The 17202-nt window shown below is 73.5% G+C and carries 16 protein-coding genes; 6 read left to right on the top strand and 10 right to left on the bottom strand.

The features are described 5' to 3' along the window. Positions 1–49: 49 nt before the first annotated feature. On the bottom strand, positions 50–859 hold the full coding sequence (locus ABZ370_RS26450) for a VOC family protein (protein ID WP_358625456.1): 810 nt from the start codon (positions 857–859) through the stop codon (positions 50–52). Positions 860–1215: 356 nt separating this feature from the next. Here ABZ370_RS26450 and ABZ370_RS26445 point away from each other — a divergent pair, with 356 nt between their 5' ends. Further along, positions 1216–1863, top strand: coding sequence for a TetR family transcriptional regulator (locus ABZ370_RS26445; RefSeq protein ID WP_358625454.1), 648 nt, complete (start codon positions 1216–1218; stop codon positions 1861–1863). Between the two features lie 530 nt (positions 1864–2393). On the opposite strand, the gene ABZ370_RS26440 is transcribed toward ABZ370_RS26445, so the two are convergent. Beyond that, the gene (locus ABZ370_RS26440; protein ID WP_358625452.1) at positions 2394–2894 is read right to left on the bottom strand and encodes a nitroreductase/quinone reductase family protein; all 501 of its coding nucleotides are present in this window, start codon (positions 2892–2894) and stop codon (positions 2394–2396) included. After that, a complete protein-coding gene (locus tag ABZ370_RS26435) occupies positions 2894–4105 on the bottom strand; it encodes an acyl-CoA dehydrogenase family protein (protein ID WP_358625450.1) in 1212 nt (403 codons plus the stop codon). The genes ABZ370_RS26440 and ABZ370_RS26435 overlap by 1 nt, the downstream gene beginning before the upstream one ends. 68 nt (positions 4106–4173) lie before the next feature. On the opposite strand from ABZ370_RS26435, the gene ABZ370_RS26430 reads away from it, so the two are divergent. After that, on the top strand, positions 4174–5343 hold the full coding sequence (locus tag ABZ370_RS26430) for an acetyl-CoA acetyltransferase (RefSeq protein WP_358625448.1): 1170 nt from the start codon (positions 4174–4176) through the stop codon (positions 5341–5343). A gap of 61 nt (positions 5344–5404) precedes the next feature. Further along, positions 5405–6097 carry a pyridoxal 5'-phosphate synthase gene (locus tag ABZ370_RS26425; protein WP_358625446.1) on the top strand — a complete coding sequence of 231 codons (693 nt, stop codon included), beginning with the start codon at positions 5405–5407 and terminating at the stop codon, positions 6095–6097. 34 nt (positions 6098–6131) lie between these two features. Here the strand turns inward: ABZ370_RS26425 and ABZ370_RS26420 are convergent, their stop codons facing one another. The 7 genes from ABZ370_RS26420 to ABZ370_RS26390 all read right to left on the bottom strand — a co-directional run bounded on the left by ABZ370_RS26420 (position 6132) and on the right by ABZ370_RS26390 (position 12531). Next, a complete protein-coding gene (locus tag ABZ370_RS26420) occupies positions 6132–7379 on the bottom strand; it encodes a cytochrome P450 (protein ID WP_358625444.1) in 1248 nt (415 codons plus the stop codon). Continuing rightward, the gene (locus tag ABZ370_RS26415; protein WP_358625442.1) at positions 7370–8758 is read right to left on the bottom strand and encodes a cytochrome P450; all 1389 of its coding nucleotides are present in this window, start codon (positions 8756–8758) and stop codon (positions 7370–7372) included. Before ABZ370_RS26415 ends, ABZ370_RS26420 begins: the two co-directional genes overlap by 10 nt. Further along, positions 8755–9348: an ATP/GTP-binding protein gene (locus tag ABZ370_RS26410; protein WP_358625440.1), complete on the bottom strand. Its 594-nt coding sequence runs from the start codon at positions 9346–9348 to the stop codon at positions 8755–8757. Before ABZ370_RS26410 ends, ABZ370_RS26415 begins: the two co-directional genes overlap by 4 nt. A 19-nt stretch (positions 9349–9367) precedes the next feature. Continuing rightward, the gene (locus ABZ370_RS26405; RefSeq protein ID WP_358625438.1) at positions 9368–9766 is read right to left on the bottom strand and encodes a DUF742 domain-containing protein; all 399 of its coding nucleotides are present in this window, start codon (positions 9764–9766) and stop codon (positions 9368–9370) included. Further along, positions 9763–10179 (bottom strand): roadblock/LC7 domain-containing protein, encoded by a 417-nt coding sequence (locus ABZ370_RS26400; protein ID WP_358625436.1) that lies wholly within the window; start codon positions 10177–10179, stop codon positions 9763–9765. The genes ABZ370_RS26405 and ABZ370_RS26400 overlap by 4 nt, the downstream gene beginning before the upstream one ends. Beyond that, entirely contained in the window at positions 10176–11828 is a 1653-nt protein-coding gene (locus ABZ370_RS26395) for an ATP-binding protein (RefSeq protein ID WP_358625434.1), read from the bottom strand. The genes ABZ370_RS26400 and ABZ370_RS26395 overlap by 4 nt, the downstream gene beginning before the upstream one ends. Before the next feature lie 211 nt (positions 11829–12039). Next, positions 12040–12531, bottom strand: coding sequence for a Zn-ribbon domain-containing OB-fold protein (locus ABZ370_RS26390; protein WP_358625432.1), 492 nt, complete (start codon positions 12529–12531; stop codon positions 12040–12042). A gap of 125 nt (positions 12532–12656) precedes the next feature. Here ABZ370_RS26390 and ABZ370_RS26385 point away from each other — a divergent pair, with 125 nt between their 5' ends. From ABZ370_RS26385 to ABZ370_RS26375, 3 genes are all read left to right on the top strand, one after another. Then, a complete protein-coding gene (locus ABZ370_RS26385; RefSeq protein ID WP_358625430.1) occupies positions 12657–13814 on the top strand; it encodes an NAD(P)/FAD-dependent oxidoreductase in 1158 nt (385 codons plus the stop codon). Positions 13815–14033: 219 nt separating this feature from the next. Continuing rightward, entirely contained in the window at positions 14034–16274 is a 2241-nt protein-coding gene (locus tag ABZ370_RS26380) for an acetate--CoA ligase family protein (RefSeq protein WP_358625428.1), read from the top strand. Between the two features lie 106 nt (positions 16275–16380). Continuing rightward, on the top strand, positions 16381–17199 hold the full coding sequence (locus ABZ370_RS26375; protein ID WP_358625426.1) for an enoyl-CoA hydratase-related protein: 819 nt from the start codon (positions 16381–16383) through the stop codon (positions 17197–17199). Positions 17200–17202 lie beyond the last annotated feature (3 nt).

Genomic DNA, 17202 nt, shown 5'->3' with positions numbered 1-17202 from the left:
GCCGCCGGACCGCTCTCAGCCCCGCCCCGCCTTGTTCTCCCGTGCTCCTTCACTCCGGCGACGAGGGGTCGATGACCGCGAAAACCGCGCCCTGATTGTCCGCTAGGACCGCGAAACGCCCGTACGGCGTATCTTCGGGCCCATTGAGAACCCGTCCGCCCAGCCGTTGGGCCGTACGCGACGCATGATCGCAGTCCGCCACCACAAAGTACGTCAGGAAGTGCGCGGGCAGTTCGACCGGGTACCGCTCACCGATCACGACCCGTCCGGCGACGGCGTGGGCGCGGTCGGTGGGGTCGCCGCGCGGCGACCAGAGCAGGACATCGGCGGGCCGCCGAGGCCCGGACCGGGCCTCACCGGTCTCCCTTGTCTCGCCTGCCTCGTATCCGAAGACCGTCCGGTAGAACGCGTCCACCACCCGCGGCTTCCGGGTGTGGACCTCGGTCCAGCCGTAGGTGCCGGGTTCGTCCCGGCGGGCGAAGCCGGGGTGGCTGCCGGTCTGCCAGAGCCCGAAGACCGCGCCGCCGGGGTCGGCGGCCGTCGCCATGACGCCCAGGTCGTCGATCCACCGGGGCGCGACGATCACCCGGCCGCCCGCCTCGCGGATACGGGCGGTGGCCGCGGCGGCGTCCGCGGTGGCCAGGTAGACGTTCCAGACGGTGGGCATCCGGCCGTCCGACTTGGGCACCAGCGCCGCGACGTCCTTCCCGCCGAGCCGGGCCCAGGTGTACGGGCGGTAGCCCGCGGCGCCCTCGGCGAAGGTCCAGCCGAACAGCTCGCCGTAGAAGCGGCGGCCCGCCGCGAGGTCGGGCAGCATCGCGTCCGCCCAGCAGGGCACGCCTTCCACGCATGCGACCATGACCCGAGTCCTCCCGCGTCCTCACCGTTCGCGGCCTTTACCGCATTTGCCACGCTAACGGGGGATCGTCCCGGGTGCCCGCTCCGAAAGTCGAAATATTTGGCCAATCCTTGGCCCGCTCCGGCAAGCCCCGACCGGGTCATTCACGATTCTTATCCACAGCCTGTTGATAACACGATTCACCCGCTTGGCTGAGCGGTAATTGACGGCTTGACGACGCCCGAGAGGCCTTCGGATGGGGCCGGAATCAGCCATTCCGAGCTGCTGCGGAGGGCTCACAAACCCTCTCATCCCGCACGAACCCCATTTGCACGCAGTCGAATCGCGCTTCGATCACCCCTCGGTAAGCTGACGGCATGACAGGACAAGTACGCACCGTCGACGGTCGGGTGGCCGGTCGTCGCGGGCAGGCGACGCGGCAGAAGCTGCTCGACTGCCTCGGCGAGATGCTCAGCACGTCCCCGTACCGAGACGTCAAAGTCATCGATGTCGCCCGTAAGGCAGGCACCTCACCGGCGACGTTCTACCAGTACTTCCCCGATGTGGAGGGCGCCGTCCTCGAAATCGCCGAGGAGATGGCGAAGGAGGGCGCGAGCCTGACCGATCTGGTCGCCGGGCGCACGTGGGCCGGGAAGTCCGGCACCACGGCCGCCGACGAGCTGGTCGACGGCTTCCTCTCCTTCTGGCGCAAACACGACGCCATTCTGCGCGTGGTCGACCTCGGAGCGGCCGAGGGGGACAAGCGGTTCTACAAGATCCGCATGAAGATCCTCACCGCCGTCACCAATTCCCTGACGGACGCCATCAAGGAGCTCCAGACCAAGGGCCGGTACGACAAGGACGTCCAGCCTGCCGCCGTGGCGGGTTCGCTCGTCGCGATGCTGGCGGCGGTCTCCGCCCACCAGAAGGGGTTCCAGAGCTGGGGCGTCAAACAGGCCGACCTGAAGCCGAGCCTGGCACTGCTCGTGCACCTGGGGATCACCGGCCGCAAGCCGACGAAGTAGCGCGCCCGGCGCACACCACGCCACCCGCGCCCCCGCGCACGTCCACGCGCCATGCCGACCGGCCGGTCGGCGGGCCAGCACGTCCTGTCATGTCACGGCGGACCACCCCCGGGGTGGTCCGCCGCGGCCATTCCCCGGCGAGGCCCCGGCGCCCCTCCTTACGCCCCCGGCCTGTCACGCCCCTGGCCAGCCCGCAACAGCGTGGCCCGTCACGGCTCCGGCCCGACCATCGCGGTCACGGCCGGTTACGGCCCCGGCCTGCCCGTCACAGCTCCGGCCCATCACGACCCGGGCCAGCCCGCTTCAGCCATGGCCCGTCACAGCCCCGCCCCCTTACGGCTGAGCACACAGCCCGGGCCGATCCGCCCGAGGTCGCGCACCGCGCGGGCCCTTCTCGGCTCCCGGGCCCCGTCATGGCCCGGCCCGTCACGTCCCTGGCCCGCAGCAGCCCCGGCTCACCACGACCCCGGGCCGCCCGTCACGGCCACGACCCGGTCACGCCCCAGCCCGTCCGTCACGACCCCGGCCGTTTATGGCTCTGGGGCGGCTGTCGGGGTCCGTCGCAGGCGGAAGAGGCGGATTTGGCGGGTCACTCTTGCCTGGTAGTGCTCGTACGGCGGCCAGAAGGTCACTACCGCCGACCAGGTCCGTTCCCGTTCCGGGCCCTCCAGGAGGTGGGCTCGGACGTGGATGTCGTGGCCCTGCCAGCTGATCTCCGCGTCCGGGTGCCGCAGCAGGTTGGTGGTCCAGGCCGGGTGGCCGGGGCGGCCGAAGTTGCTGCCGACGAGAATCCAGCCGCCGTCCTCCTCCGGCATGCAGGCCAGCGGCGTACGGCGGGGCAGCCCGGACTTCGCGCCGGGCACCGTGAGGACCACCCCCGGCAGCATGCGCGCGCTCGGCAGCACCCGGCCGCGGGTCAGGCGGTGGACGGCGCGGTCGAAGGCCGGGACGACGTACGGGGCGAGCCGTGCGAAGGCGCGCGCCGAGGACACCTTCTGGACGAGCCGCGTCACCCGCGCCCCCAGCGGCATCAGACCGTCACCGCCGGGGCGAAGAGCCCGTCCCGGTCGGCCGCGCGCGCCCGCAGCCGGTGGGCGGGGCCGAAGAGCAGCTCGTCGGAGGCGGCCCGTTTGAGGTACAGATGCGCGTCGTGCTCCCAGGTGATGCCGATGCCGCCGTGCAGCTGCACGGCCTCGCCCGCGGCCGCCCGCTGCGCCTCCAGCGCGGCGGCGAGTGCGAGCGGGCCCGCGACCGGGCTGTCCGCGCCGTCCGGCCCGTCGGCCGCCCAGGCCGCGTAGTACGCCGCCGAGCGGGCCGCCTGGACCGCGACGTACACATCGGCCAGCCGGTGTTTGACCGCCTGGAAGGAGCCGATCGGACGGCCGAACTGCTCCCGCGTGCGGACGTGGTCGACCGTACGGGCGAGGGCCGCGTCCGCCGCGCCCACCGCCTCGGCGGCGAGCACGGCCGCCGCCGGACCGCCCAGCGCGGCCAGCGCGCCCGCCACGTCCGCGCCGTCCGCGCCGTCCGCGCCCAGCAGCTCGGCCGGGACGTCGCGCAGCTCGATACGGGCCTGCGGCCGGGTCTCGTCCAGCGCGGTCTGCCGGGTGCGGACCAGACCGGCCGCCCCGGCCCGGACGGCGAAGACCAGGGTGCGGCCGCGCGTATAGCCCCCGGCGCGGGCGGCGACCAGCAGCAGCCGCGCGCTGTGCCCGTCGAGGACCTGGTCCACCTGCCCGTACAGCCGCCAGCCGCCGTCCCCGGCCCGGGCCTGGACGCCGCCCGTACGTCCGCCGCCCGCCCAGTCCGCCTCGTCGCCGCCACCGGGCTCCGGGACGAGCGCCCGGGACAGCGCCCGGCCCGGGACCGCGAGCGCCGCCGTCAGCTCGCCGTGCGCGATGCGCGGCAGCAGCTCGGCGCGCTGCTCGCCGGTCCCGAGGGCGGCGATCAGCGGCGCGGCGAGCACGGCGGTGGCCAGCAGCGGCGAGGGCAGCAGCGCTCGCCCGGCCTCCTCGCAGGCGAGCGCCAGCTCGACGGAGCCGCAGCCGACGCCGCCGTACGCGGTGGGCAGGGCGAGGCCGGGGAGGCCCAGCCGCCCCGCGAGACGGCCCCACAGCTCCTCGTCGTATCCGGCGGCGGTGCGGACCGCGGCCTTGACCTCGGCGCCGCCGCACCGCCCCCGCAGCAGCTCGCGCAGGGTGCGCCGGATCTCCTCCTGCTCCTCGCTGAACGCGGCATCCATCGGACGAGCACCTCCCGTTCCTGACGGACCGTCATACTAACGCAGGTACCTGATGTACCGTCAGGTACATGACGCCTGCCCCCCGCAAGGTCGCCGTCGTCGGCGTCGCCCTCGCCGACTGCGGCCGCGTCGACGGCCCCACCCCCTACGCCCTGCACGCCCAGGCCGCCCGCCGCGCGCTCGCCGACTCCGGTCTCGACCGGTCCGTGGTGGACGGCTTCGCCTCGGCGGGGCTCGGCGCCCTGGCGCCCGTGGAGGTGGCCGAGTACCTGGGGCTGCGGCCCTCCTGGACCGACTCGACGGCCGTCGGCGGGGCCACCTGGGAGGTCATGGCGGCGCACGCGGCGGACGCCATCGCCGCCGGGCACGCCCGCGCCGTCCTCCTCGTCTACGGCTCGACCGCCCGCGCCGACATCCGGGCCGGGCGGCGGACCGCGGACCTCTCCTTCGGGGCGCGCGGACCACTCCAGTTCGAGGTGGCTTACGGCCACACCCTGATCGCCAAGTACGCGATGGCCGCACGCCGCCATATGTACGAGTACGGCACCACCCTCGAACAGCTCGCGGACATCGCCGTTCAGGCACGCGCCAACGCCGCGCACAACCCGGACGCGATGTACCGGGAACCGATCACGGTCGATGACGTGCTGAGCGGGCCGATGATCGCCGACCCGTTCACCAAGCTGCACTGCTGCATCCGCTCGGACGGCGGCTGCGCGGTGCTGCTGGCGGACGGGGACCTCGTCGCGGACACCGCCCGGCCCCCGGTGTGGGTGCTGGGCTCGGGCACCGCCGTCTCGCACTCCACCATGTCGGAGTGGGACGACTTCACCGTCTCGCCCGCGGCCGCCTCCGGACGGGCCGCCTTCGCACGGGCGGGGGTGCGGCCGTCGGAGATCGATGTGGCCGAGCTGTACGACGCGTTCACCTATATGACGCTGGTGACCCTGGAAGACCTCGGCTTCTGCGCCAAGGGCGAGGGCGGCGCGTTCGCGGCGGACGGACGGCTGACGCTCGGCGGCGCACTGCCGGTCAACACCGACGGCGGCGGCCTGTCCGCCTGCCACCCCGGGATGCGCGGACTGTTCCTGCTGGTCGAGGCGGTACGTCAGCTGCGCGGCGAGGCCGGGGCGCGGCAGGTGCGCAAGGCGGGCGGACGGCTGCCGGAACTGGCCGTGGCCTCGGGGACGGGCGGCTGGTTCTGCTCCTCCGGCACGGTCGTGCTCGGCCGCGGCTGATGCCCCGCCCCGGGGCCGCCCGCTTGCCCGGACCGGTGCCGGGTGATCGGATGGGCTCCCGATGAGCGACGCATATGACGACGATGAGGCTTTCCGGGAGCTGCTGCGGGGCCTGCGCGTCCCGCACGCGGACGAGCTGCCCGTATTCGACCCCGCCCAGGCCCCGGACGCGCCGCTTCCGCTGTTCCGGCGGTGGCTGCGCGAGGCCGCCGAAGGCGGCGAACCGGGCCCGCACACGATGATGCTCGCCACGGCCGGAGCGGACGGCCGCCCGTCCCTGCGCACGGTGATGCTGCACGGCGCCGACGCCGACGGCTGGCACTTCGGCACCCACCGCACCAGCCGCAAGGGCCGCGAGCTGGCGACGCACCCCTACGCGTCGCTGGGCTTCCACTGGATGCGCACCGGACGCCAGGTCCGGATCTGCGGGCGCGTCACGGAGGCCGGGCCCGGGGAGAGCGCGGCGGACCTGCGCGGCCGCTCCCCCGCCGCACTGGCGGCGGCGCTGGCCGGGGCGGGACGGCAGAGCGCGGTGCTCGGTTCGTACGAGGAGCTGGAGGCGGCCTTCGCGGACGCCTACGAGCGGGCCGGGCGCGACCCGGAGGCCACCGCCCCCACCTGGACGCTGTACGTCCTGGAGCCGGACGAGGTGGAGTTCTACCAGGAGGAGGCGCGGCGCCGGCACGTCCGGCTCCGCTACCGCCGCGCCCCGGAGGAACGCGGCGGCTGGCGGCGCGAGTTGCTGTGGCCGTAGGGCCCTCGTCAGGCCCATGGCCGTAGGCCCCTCGTCAGCCTTGCGGTGGGCCCAGCCGCACCGGAAGCGCCCGGTGACCGTTGACGATGACCGACGGGGACCGCTCCAGCGGGCCGTCCGGTTCGGCGAGCCGCAGACCGGGGAAGCGGGCGAAGAGTTCCCGCAGCGCGGTGGTGGTCTCCAGCCGGGCGAGCGAGGAGCCCGGGCAGCTGTGCGGGCCGTGGCCGAACGAGGTGTGCCGGGGGCGGCGGGCGATGTCGAAGCGGTCGGCGTCCGCGCCGTGCTGGGCGCGGTCGCGGCCCATACCGCCGTAGGAGATCACCACGCCCTCCCCCTTGCGGACGAGGGTTCCGGCGACCTCGATGTCCTCGGCGGCGAAGCGGAACAGGAAGTTCAACGCCGGGGCGTCCAGCCGCAGGCTCTCCTCGACCACATCGTCCCAGCTGTAGCGGCCGCTGTGGACGAGTTCGAGCTGCGCGGGGTCGTCCAGCAGCGACCGTACGGCGTTCACGATCGCGTGGACGCTGGTCTCGTGCCCGGCCGTGATCATGACCTGGATGGTGGCGATCAGCTCCTCGACGGCCTCCTCCGACGGCTCGTCACCGAGTTCCGACAGCAGCGCGCTGGTGAGGTCGGCGCCGGGCTCGTCGCGCTTGAGCTGGACGAGCCGCACGATGTAGCCGTACAGCCCCTGAAGGGTGGCGTGGACGGTCTCGGGGGCGGCGTTGTCGTCGAAGAAGCTGTCGTACAGCTCCCGCAGCGGCCCGTGCCATTCGACCGGCATGCCGAACAGCTCGCCGACCACGGTGATGGGCAGCGGGAACGCGAAGGTGTCCTTGAGGTCCACCACCCCGCCGGAGCCGTCGGCCGCGGCGGCCCGCTCCGTACGGTCGAGCAGCTCGCCGGTGATCTCCTCGACGCGGCCGCGGAGCGCCTCCACCCGCTGCGGGGTGAACTCCCGGGCGACCGGGCGGCGCAGCCGCCGGTGCTCGGTGCCGTCCGTGGTGACCAGGGAGGGCGGCAGGTCGACCAGGCCGATCAGCGGCCAGTCCGCGGGGACCTCACCGCGCGTCCAGGCCCCCCACCGGCCGATGTCCTTTACGAAGCGGCTGTCGCGCATCACCTCGCGGGCGGGCCCGTCATGGGTGACGGCCCAGGCGGGCACCCCGCCCGGCAGCTCCACCCGGACCACGGGACCCGCGGCGTAGAGGAGTTCGCTCTCCTCGGCGGACGTGCGGATCGTCGGGTCGAGCTGGACGGGTCGTTCCTCGGTCAGTCCCAACCGAAGCCTCCGGTGTATGAGTGGGCGGGCGTATAAGTGACGGGCAGCGAGGTCAGGCCGCGCAGCCAGGGCGAGGGACGCCACCGCAGCTCGTCCGCGGGCACGGCCAGTTCCACGTCCGGCAGGTGCTCCAGCAGCGTCTCGACGGCGGTGTGGGCGACGACCTCGGCGATCCACTGGCCCGCGTACGGGCACCGGTGTTCGCCGTGGCTGTACGACATGTAGGCGTTGTGGCCCTCCGGCCCGGATATCCCGGTCATCCCGGACGCCCCGGACGCCCCGCCCGCTTGCGGACGTATATAGGGGTCGGTGTTGGCCCCCGCGAGCCCGAGCAGCACCAGGTCCCCGGCCGGGATGCGGGTCGCGCCCAGGACGGTGTCCTGGGTGGTGAAACGGCCCGCGAAGATCTGCACCGGGGTGTGGTCGCGCAGCACCTGGTGCATGGCCTGGCGGACCGAGCGGCGGCCGCCGCCCATGTCGGCGGCGTAGTCGTGGTCGGTGAGCAGCAGCCACAGGGTCATGCCGATCCAGTCCGTGCAGGGCTGGTGTCCGGCGAGGGTGAGGACCATCAGGTCCTCGATCACCTCCTGGTCGCTGAGACCGGCGTGGTCGGCGAGCATCCGCGAGGTGGCATCCGGGCCGGGGTCGCGGCGCTTGCGGGCCACCAGCCGCTCCATGGTGCCGCGTACCTCGATCTGCCCGCGCAGGGCGTCGGGGCCGCCGTCGACCATGTCGTTGATCGACTTCACCATGGCGAAGCCCTCGGAGTCGGACAGGCCGAGGACCCGGCTGAGGGCGAGCACGGGCAGCGGATGGGCGTAGTCGGCGATCAGATCGGCCCGGCTGCCCTCGCTCAGCTTCTGGATCAGATCCTGCGCGAACGACTGGGTGGCGTCCTGTATCTGATTGAGATCGACCGCTTCGAGCGCGGAGCCGACCGCTCCGGCGCGCCTGCGGTGCTCGTCGCCCTCCCGGTACAGCAGCGACCCGTTGTCCTCGACCATGGGGCGCAGCGGCCAGTCCGGCGGGATCTGCGGCCACAGCTTCCAGCGGGCCGAACCGCGCCCGAACACCTTGGTGTTCTCGGTGACGCGCAGCAGTTCGCGGTAGCCGACGACCAGCCAGGCGGGGACGCCGCCGGGCAGCAGCACGGGGGCGACCGGTCCGTAGGTGTTCCGCAGCTCCCGGTACACCTCGGCGGGCGTGTCCTGGAAGCGCGGGCCGAACAGCTCGGGGGCGTTGTGGTGGGAGGCGGGCGGCTCGATGGCGGGCGGCGCGGGCTCCGGTTCGCCGGGTGCGCCGGACGCGCCGTGTAAACCCGGCTCGTCCGGCTCGTCCGGTGCGGCGGGTTCGTCGGACGGTGAGGTCGGCTGGGTCACGAAGCGGCCTCCTGGGCGGCGGACAGGGTGTGGAGATGGTCGAGCAGCGCCACCAGGACGTCCCTGCCCGAGGTGTGGGAACGTGCGTCGCAGGCGACCAGCGGTATCGCGTCCGCGAGGTCGAGCGCGCCGCGTATGGCGTCGAGGGTGTGGTCCGGGCTGTCGTCGAAGCGGTTGTGGGCGACGATGAACGGCAGCCCCTTGCGCTCCAGGTGGTCGATGACGGGGAACGAGTCCGCCAGCCGCCGGGTGTCCACCAGGACCACCGCACCCCAGGCGCCCACGAACAGGTTGTCCCAGAGGAACCGGAAGCGGCTCTGCCCGGGAGCGCCGAACAGATACGTCACGATCCGCTCCGTGACGCTGATCCGGCCGAAGTCGAAGGCGACCGTGGTGGCCGACTTGCCCTCCACCCCGGCCACGTCGTCGACTCCCACGCCGTTCTCGGTCATCACGGCCTCGGTCGTCAGCGGGTCGATCTCGCTGACGGCCCGGACGAAGGTGGTCTTGCCGACGCCGAAGCCACCGGAGATCACGATCTTGACGGCGTCCCGGGCCGTATCGCTCAGGGGGGCCTCGACGTCGCCCAAGGGGGCCTCGTCGGCCGTCTCAGAGATTTTTGAGTGCAACGAGAACCTCTCGGACCAGAGCGGTGTCGGGCAGCGGGGGCCGCGCCGGGGCGGCCTCCACGCCCCGCGGGGCCGACCGTCCGCCGCCACCGGCTCCGCTGCTGGGATGGCGGACCGAGACCCGGCCCTCGGCGAGCAGATCGGACAGCAGGATCGCGACGACGCCCACGGGCATGCGTAACCGCGCGGAGACCTCCACCAGCGCCATCGGATGGCGGCACAGCCGCAGGATCTGAACCGTCTCCGGGGCCATGCCCGCGGTCGGTTCGGATTCGCTGACGACCAGTGACACCAGATCGAACTCCGTATACGCGCGGCTACGTCCTCCCGTCGCGGCGAACAGCCGGTCCGGCTGTTCATGGACGTCCCAACGCATCATGCCGTCGCGCCGCCCTCCTCCCCGGGCGCGCGCTGCGGCGAGGTGAGGTACGACAGAAGGCCGTCGACCAGCACGGACATGCTGTTCCCGACAATCCCCGGGTCGGCGTCCTCCCGGGCGAGCACCGCGAGATGGGCGCCCTCGCCCGCCTCGACGGTCATCAGCACCGCACCGCCGACCGCGACCAGGGAGTGCTCCACGCTGCCGGAGCGGTCGCCGAACTTGGTCGACACCGTTCTGGCCAGGCTCTGGATGCCGGAGGCGATGGCGGCCAGCGTCTCCGCGTCCGACTGCGTCAGATCGGAGGAGTGGGTGATCACCAGTCCGTCGTTGGACACCGCGAGCGCGTGCCGCGCCCCCGGGGTCTTCGCCAGCAGGGCGTCGAGCTTCCAGTCGAGATCATGCGGGTTCATGAGGTCGTGCCTTCCGAGCGTGGGGTCGTGCGAGTGCGGTCCTGCTTGACGGCGGTGTGGAACGAACCGAACCGGTTCCCCGCCTCCGCGGGCTTCTTGCGTACGGGAGGTGGCGGCGCCGGTGGCGCGGCGCCCCGCTCGGTGCCGGTCTCGACCTGCTTGCGGCGTCGCCTCGGCAGCCCCTCGGCGGTGAGCGGATGGGCGCCGGACCGCTCCTCGGACGGCTCCTCGCGCGGCTTCTCGTGCGGCTTCTCGTGCGGTGGTGGCGACGGCGGTCGGCGGGAGGGGAGCACGGGCGAGGCGGTGCGGTGTCCGGGGGCGTGGCCGTCCGGGGCGCGGTGGCCCGGGGCGTGGCCGTCCGGGGCGCGGTGTTCCGGGGCGTGGTGTTCCGGAGCGTGGTGCTCGGCTCGGGGCTCGGTGAGCAGCTGCTGCGGGATCAGTACGGTGACCGACGTACCGCCGGTCGCGGACGACTGATACCTCACGCGCAGCCCGAACTTACGGGCGATCATGCCCACCACCAGCAGCCCCTGCCGGGTGCCGGACAGCTTCAGCATGCTCGACGGGTCGTCGGCGACCGCCTGCTGGGCGCGGGCGAGCATGTCGGGCTGCATGGCCAGACCGCTGTCCGCGATCTCGACGGCGATCCCGCGCGGGACCTCCTGCACGTAGACGTTGACGGCGGTGGAGGGCGGCGAGAAGCTCACGGCGTTGTCGATCAGCTCGGCGAGGAGCGTGATCACCTTCTCGGCCGCGGCGCCGACCACGGCCTGTTCGCTGGAGCAGCGGATCTCCACCCGCTCCAGCCCCTCGATCCGGGAGGTGGCGGCCCGCAGCACCCGCCAGATGACGATGGGCCGGGGCCAGTGCTTACCGGACAGCGCGCCGGTGAGGACGGCGATGCGGTCGGCCATCCGGCCGGTCTGCGAGGTGGTGCTGTCGAGCTGGAAGAGGTCGTCGAGGGCGTCGGCGTCGTAGCGGTCCTGCATCTCGCGCAGCCGGGCGAGGTTGCCCGCGACCAGCGCCTGGAGCCGACCGGCGACGCTGCGGAACGCGGCCACCATCTCGGTGCGCCGCTGCCGCTCCCGGGACAGCTCACCGCCCACGCTCTCCAGCAGGGCGCGCAGCGGGCCGGTGGCGGGCCGCTCGATCCCGGCCAGGGCCTGGTCCACCGGGACCCGGCCGCGCAGCTGCTCGACGAGGGCGGGCAGGGCGGTGCCGACGCTGTGGTCGAGGTCCCGCTCCACGGCGGCGGCCCGCTGTTCGGACGCGGCGGCCTGCTGCTCGGACGCGGCGGCCTGCCGCTCCACGGCGGCGACCTGCTGCTCGGAGGCGGCGACGCGGTCCCTCAGTTCACGGATCTCGGCCTCGGCCCGCTCGGCGGTCAGCCGGTTCGTCTCGGCGATGGCCCCGGCCTCGGCGGCCCGGGCCTCGGCCTGTGCCGCCCGGAACTCCAGCGCCCGCACGGCCGATTCGGCGCGCACGAGCGCCGCGCCGCGGTGGGCCGCCGCCGCGACCGCGGCGCTCACCAGCACCCCGGCCACGACCGCGCATCCGATCACCGCGGATCTCGCCGCTCCGGGCACGGCCACGGCCGCCGCCCACCCGGCGATGCCGAGCACGGGGACCGTCACCAGGAGGCCGAGCAAGGCCCGCTTGGCAGGGGAGTTCCCCCCGCGGGCACGCGACCGCTGACGCTGATCGGGGTGTATCGGAGTCATCGATTCCTCGCGGCCGGTGGGTGGGGCGGGCAACAGCCGCCGGGCGCCCTGGTCATGGCACTGAAGGGTAAGTCCTCGGTAAAAGGCGGAAGTTAGGCGGTCAGTCTAGGCATCCGGCCAAGCGGTTGTTCAAGATTGATCATCGAATTTCTTTGTCGGCGGATGAGAATTCGGCCTGATCATCCAGACAGCCACCGACCGGCCGGAAGACGGGAACGGCCGGGGCGCCCTCCCCGAGCGCGCGGAAGACGACGCGCAGCCGCATCCCGGCGCGCAGCCCGCCCGCCAGGTGGCCGACGATCCGGGTCATCATCCGCGGGCCCTCGGCGAGATCCACGACGGCGGCGGTGTACGGGACCTGGGCACCGAAGGGCGGGAGGTCGTTGCGGTGCACCTCGGACCACGTGTAGAGGACGGCGGCGCCGCTCGCCTCCTCCCAGGCGACGTCCTCGCTCCAGCAGTGCGGGCAGAACTCGCGGGGGTAGTGGTGCGCCCGGCCGCAGGAGGCGCAGCGGCGGATCAGCAGCCTGCCCTGGGCGGCGGCGTCCCAGTAGGGGCGGGTGAAGGGGTCGGGCTCGGGCAGATCGAAGCGGGGCGCCGCGGGGGCGCCGGAGGCGTCGGGGCCGCTCATGGGCACACTCCCTACCGGCCGACGTTTCTGACGACACATCAGTTTCAGGTGTCCGTGACCGATCCGCAACCGATTCGGAATTCCTTTGACCGAAACCCGTCAAGCAGCCGACTACGCTCCCCACCATGGCCGATAGCCTCCCCGCGAGATCCCCTTCACCCGTCTATGTGATCGGCGGCGGACCCGGCGGGCTCGCCACCGCCGCCGCCCTGGGCAAGCGCGGCATTCACGCCGTGGTCCTGGAGAAGTCCGACTCGGTCGCCACCTCCTGGCGCGGCCACTACGACCGGCTGCGCCTGCACACCACGCGCCGCCTCTCCGCCCTGCCCGGGCTGCCGATCCCGCGCGCGTACGGGCGCTGGGTCGCCCGGGCCGACGTGGTGCGCTACCTGGAGCGGTACGCGGAGCATCACCGGCTGGAGATCGCCACGGGGGTGGAGGTGACCCGGATCGACCGGGCCGACGACGACACGGGCTGGGTGCTGCGGGCCGGGGGCGGGCGTGAGCTGTTCTCGCCGGTGGCCGTGGTCGCGACCGGCTACAACCACACACCGCGACTGCCGGACTGGCCGGGCCGGGACGCCTTCACCGGCGAGCTGCTGCACGCCCACCGCTACCGCGACGCCCGGCCGTACGAGGGCCGGGACGTGCTGGTGGCCGGGGTCGGCAACACGGGCGCGGAGATCGCGGTCGACCTGGTCGAGGGCGGTGCGGCGCGGGTGCGACTGGCGGTCCGTACCGTGCCGCACATCCTGCGCCGTTCGACGGCGGGCTGGCCCGCCCAGCGCACCGGCATCCTGGTGCGGCGGCTGCCGCGGGGCGCGGTGGACCGGGCGGCGTGGGTGATGTGCCGCCTGAGCATGCCGGATCTGACCGCACAAGGACTGCCGCGGCCGGACACCGGCCTCTACACCCGGGTGCGGGAGGGCGCGATCCCGGTGCAGGACGTGGGGCTGGTCGACGCGGTGCGGACGGGGCGGGTGGAGGTGGTCGCCGCGGTCGCGTCGCTGGACGGGGACAAGGTGGTGCTGGCCGACGGCTCGCGCATCGGCCCGGAGGCGGTGATCGCGGCGACCGGCTACCGGCGCGGGCTGGAGGGCCTGGTCGGGCATCTGGGCGTACTGGACGACCGCGGGCATCCGCTCGCCCACGGCAGGCGGACCCCGCACGGCGCGCCGGGCCTGTACTTCACGGGCTATACGAACCCGATCAGCGGCATGCTGCGCGAGCTGGCCCTCGACGCGCGGAAGATCGCCACGACGGTGTCCCGCACGACGGCTTGATTTCGCCGCCCGCACGGCGGCGTGAGCAGACCGCCGCGCGGGCACTCTCTTGTTGCCGTCGCGCCGTACCGCCGGTAACGGCCGCGCCGTCACCCTGCGTGTTCTCCGCGCACCGAGCATTCCTGACAGCCCGTCACCTCTGTAGCCTGACTACTCAGTAATGTGACTGGGCGTCAGATACCTGGTTATTGGCCAACGAGCAGGAGTGGCGGATACCCAATGCTTGGATCGACTCACGGCACCCTCACCACCAACTCCCGTCACGCCCGTGCCGTCGCCTGCGGGCGGCCCCCCGGCCCCGCCGTCCACGTCCACAGCAGCGCCTCGGCCCTCGACGACGCCGAGGACCTGGACGTCAGCGGGCGGCCCCTGCACGCCGACGTCCCCGATCTGGACCGCTTCTTCCGCCCCGAAGCGGTGGCCCTCATCGGCGCCTCCGACACCGAAGGCCGCCCGGGCACCGGCATCACCCGGCAGCTCCTCGCCTGGGCCGAGCGCGTCGGCGCCCGGCTGCACCCCGTCCACCCCTCCCGTCCTGCCGTCTTCGGCCTCCCCTGCGTCCCGTCCGTCGCCGAGCTGCCCGAACCCGTCGACCTCGCCGTCCTCCTCGTCCGCGACCCCCTCCCGGTCCTCGAAGAACTCGCCCAGGTCAAGGTCAAGTTCGCCGTCGTCTTCGCCTCCGGCTTCGCCGAGACCGGCGCCGAGGGCGCCGCCGCCCAAGCCCGGCTGGCCGCCGCCGCCCGCCGCGCCGGACTGCGGCTCCTGGGCCCCAACACCAACCTCAACGCCTTCGAGGAATTCCGCGACGACCTCGACGGGCCCGCCATCGCCCTCATCACCCAGTCAGGCCACCAGGGACGCCCCCTCTACACCCTCCAGGAACTGGGCATCCGGCTCAGCCACTGGGCCCCCACCGGCAACGAGGCCGACCTGGAGAGCGCCGACTTCCTCTCGTACTTCACGACCCGGCCCGAGGTCGGCGCCATCGCCCTGTACGCGGAAGGGCTCAAGGACGGCCGCGGCTTCCTCCTCGCCGCCGACCGGGCCGCCCGCGCCAAGGTGCCCGTCGTCGCCGTCAAGGTCGGCCGCACCGAGACCGGCGCCCGCACCGCCGCCTCCCACACCGGCAAACTGACCGGCGCCGACACGGTCGTGGACGCGGCCATGCGCCAGTTCGGCGTCATCCGGGTCGACGGCCTCGACGAACTCCAGGACACGGCCGCGCTGCTCGCCCGCGCCCGGCCCCCGCGCGCCGACGGCGTCGTGGTGTATTCGATCTCCGGGGGCACCGGCGCCCACACCGCCGACCTCGCCACCGCGGCCGGACTCCCGATGCCCGTCCTCTCCGCCGAAAAGCAGGCCGAACTCCACCAGTGGATACCCGGCGACCTCGGCGTCGCCAACCCGGTCGACAACGGCGGCCACCCCGTCGGCGACTGGCGCGGCCCGAAAATCATCGACGCGATCCTCGCCGACCCGGCCGTCGGCGTACTGATCTGTCCGATCACCGGCCCCTTCCCGCCGATGAGCGACAAGCTCGCCCGCGACCTCGTCGACGCCGCGGAACGCACCGACAAACTCGTCTGCGTGGTGTGGGGCTCGCCCGTCGGCACCGAGGACGCCTACCGCACCACCCTGCTCGGCTCCTCCCGCGTGGCCACCTTCCGCACCGTCGGCAACTGCATTACCGCCGTCCGCGCCTATCTGGGCCACCACCGCTTCACCGCCTCCTACCGCTCCCCCTTCGACGACGCCCCGCGCACCCCCTCCCCCTCGATGCGCAAGGCGAGCGGACTGCTGCGCCCCGGCCAGCGCCTGAGCGAACACGCCGCCAAGCAGCTGCTGCGCGCCTACGGCATCCGGGTGCCGCGCGAACAGCTCGTCACCAGCGCCGCCGCGGCCGTCCGCGCCGCAGGGCTCGTCGGCTATCCCGTCGTCATGAAGGCGTCCGCGCCCCAGCTCGCCCACAAGACCGAACTCGGCCTGGTCCGGCTCGGCCTGACCTCCGCCAGCCAGGTCCGCGACACCTATCGCGAGCTCACCGACATCGCCCGCTACGAAGGCGTCGAACTCGACGGCGTGCTGGTGTGCCAGATGGTCGAGCGCGGCGTCGAGATGGTCGTCGGCGTCACCCACGACAGCCTGTTCGGGCCCACCGTGACCGTCGGCCTCGGCGGCGTGCTCGTCGAGGTGCTGCGCGACACCGCCGTCCGCGTCCCCCCGTTCGGCGAGGACCAGGCCCGCGCCATGCTCGCCGAACTGCGCGGCCACGCCCTCCTCGACGGCGTCCGCGGCGCGCCCCCGTCCGACGTGGACGCCCTGGTCGAGGTCGTGCTGCGGGTGCAGCGCATGGCCCTGGAACTCGGCGACCAGCTCGCCGAACTCGACGTCAACCCCCTGATGGTGCTGCCCCGCGGCCAGGGCGCGGTGGCCCTCGACGCGCTGGCCGTCTGCCGCTGAGCGCACGCCGTGCGCGCCGCGCATGCCGCGCATGCCGCGCATGCCGCCGCGCAGGTGCCACCGCGCCCACAGGCTGAGCAGCCCGAAGAACCTGAGGAGCCTTCCCATGACGTCTCCCTCCCCCGAAGAAGTGCTCGATTCCGTTGTACGGCACGCCACTGACAACGGGGTCGCCTGGATCACCCTCGACCGCCCCTCCGCCCTCAACGCCCTCACCCCTGACCAGCGAGAACGCCTGATTCTCCGGCTCGATCAGGCGTCGGCCGACCCGGCCGTGCGGGCCGTCGTGCTCACCGCCACCGGCAAGGGCTTCTGCGCGGGCGCCGATCTGCGGAGCGCCCCGTCCGCACCGGCCGAGCGGATCGCGGGCGATGTCGCCCGGCTCATCCGTGGCGGGGCGCAGCGGCTCGTCGCCGCCGTACTCGACTGCGAGAAGCCCGTGATCGCGGCCGTCAACGGCACCGCCGCCGGGCTCGGCGCGCATCTCGCGCTCGCCTGCGATCTGGTCCTGGCCGCCGAATCGGCCACCTTCACCGAGGTCTTCGTACGCCGCGGGCTCGTCCCCGACGGCGGCGGCGCCTACCTCCTCCCCCGGCTGATCGGCCCCCAGCGGGCGAAGGAGCTGCTGTTCTTCGGCGACTCGCTGCCCGCCGCCGAGGCGCGGCGGCTGGGGCTGGTCAACCGCGTCGTACCGGACGGCGAACTGGCCGACACCGCCCGCGCCTGGGCCGAACGCCTCGCCGCGGGCCCCACCCGCGCCCTCGCGGCCACCAAGGCGCTGGTCAACGCCTCGCTGGAGTCCGGCCGGGCGGCGGCCTTCGCCGCCGAGGCGGCCGCCCAGGAGACCAACATGACCACGGCCGACGCCCACGAGGGCGTCCGTGCCTTCGTCGAACGCCGCACCCCGGTGTACCGGGGCCGCTGAGCA

The sequence above is a fragment of the Streptomyces sp. NPDC005962 genome, from assembly GCF_040629205.1.
Lineage (GTDB): Bacteria > Actinomycetota > Actinomycetes > Streptomycetales > Streptomycetaceae > Streptomyces.
Note: the sequence above shows the minus strand (reverse complement) of the source record. Positions and strands in the feature narration are given on the sequence as shown.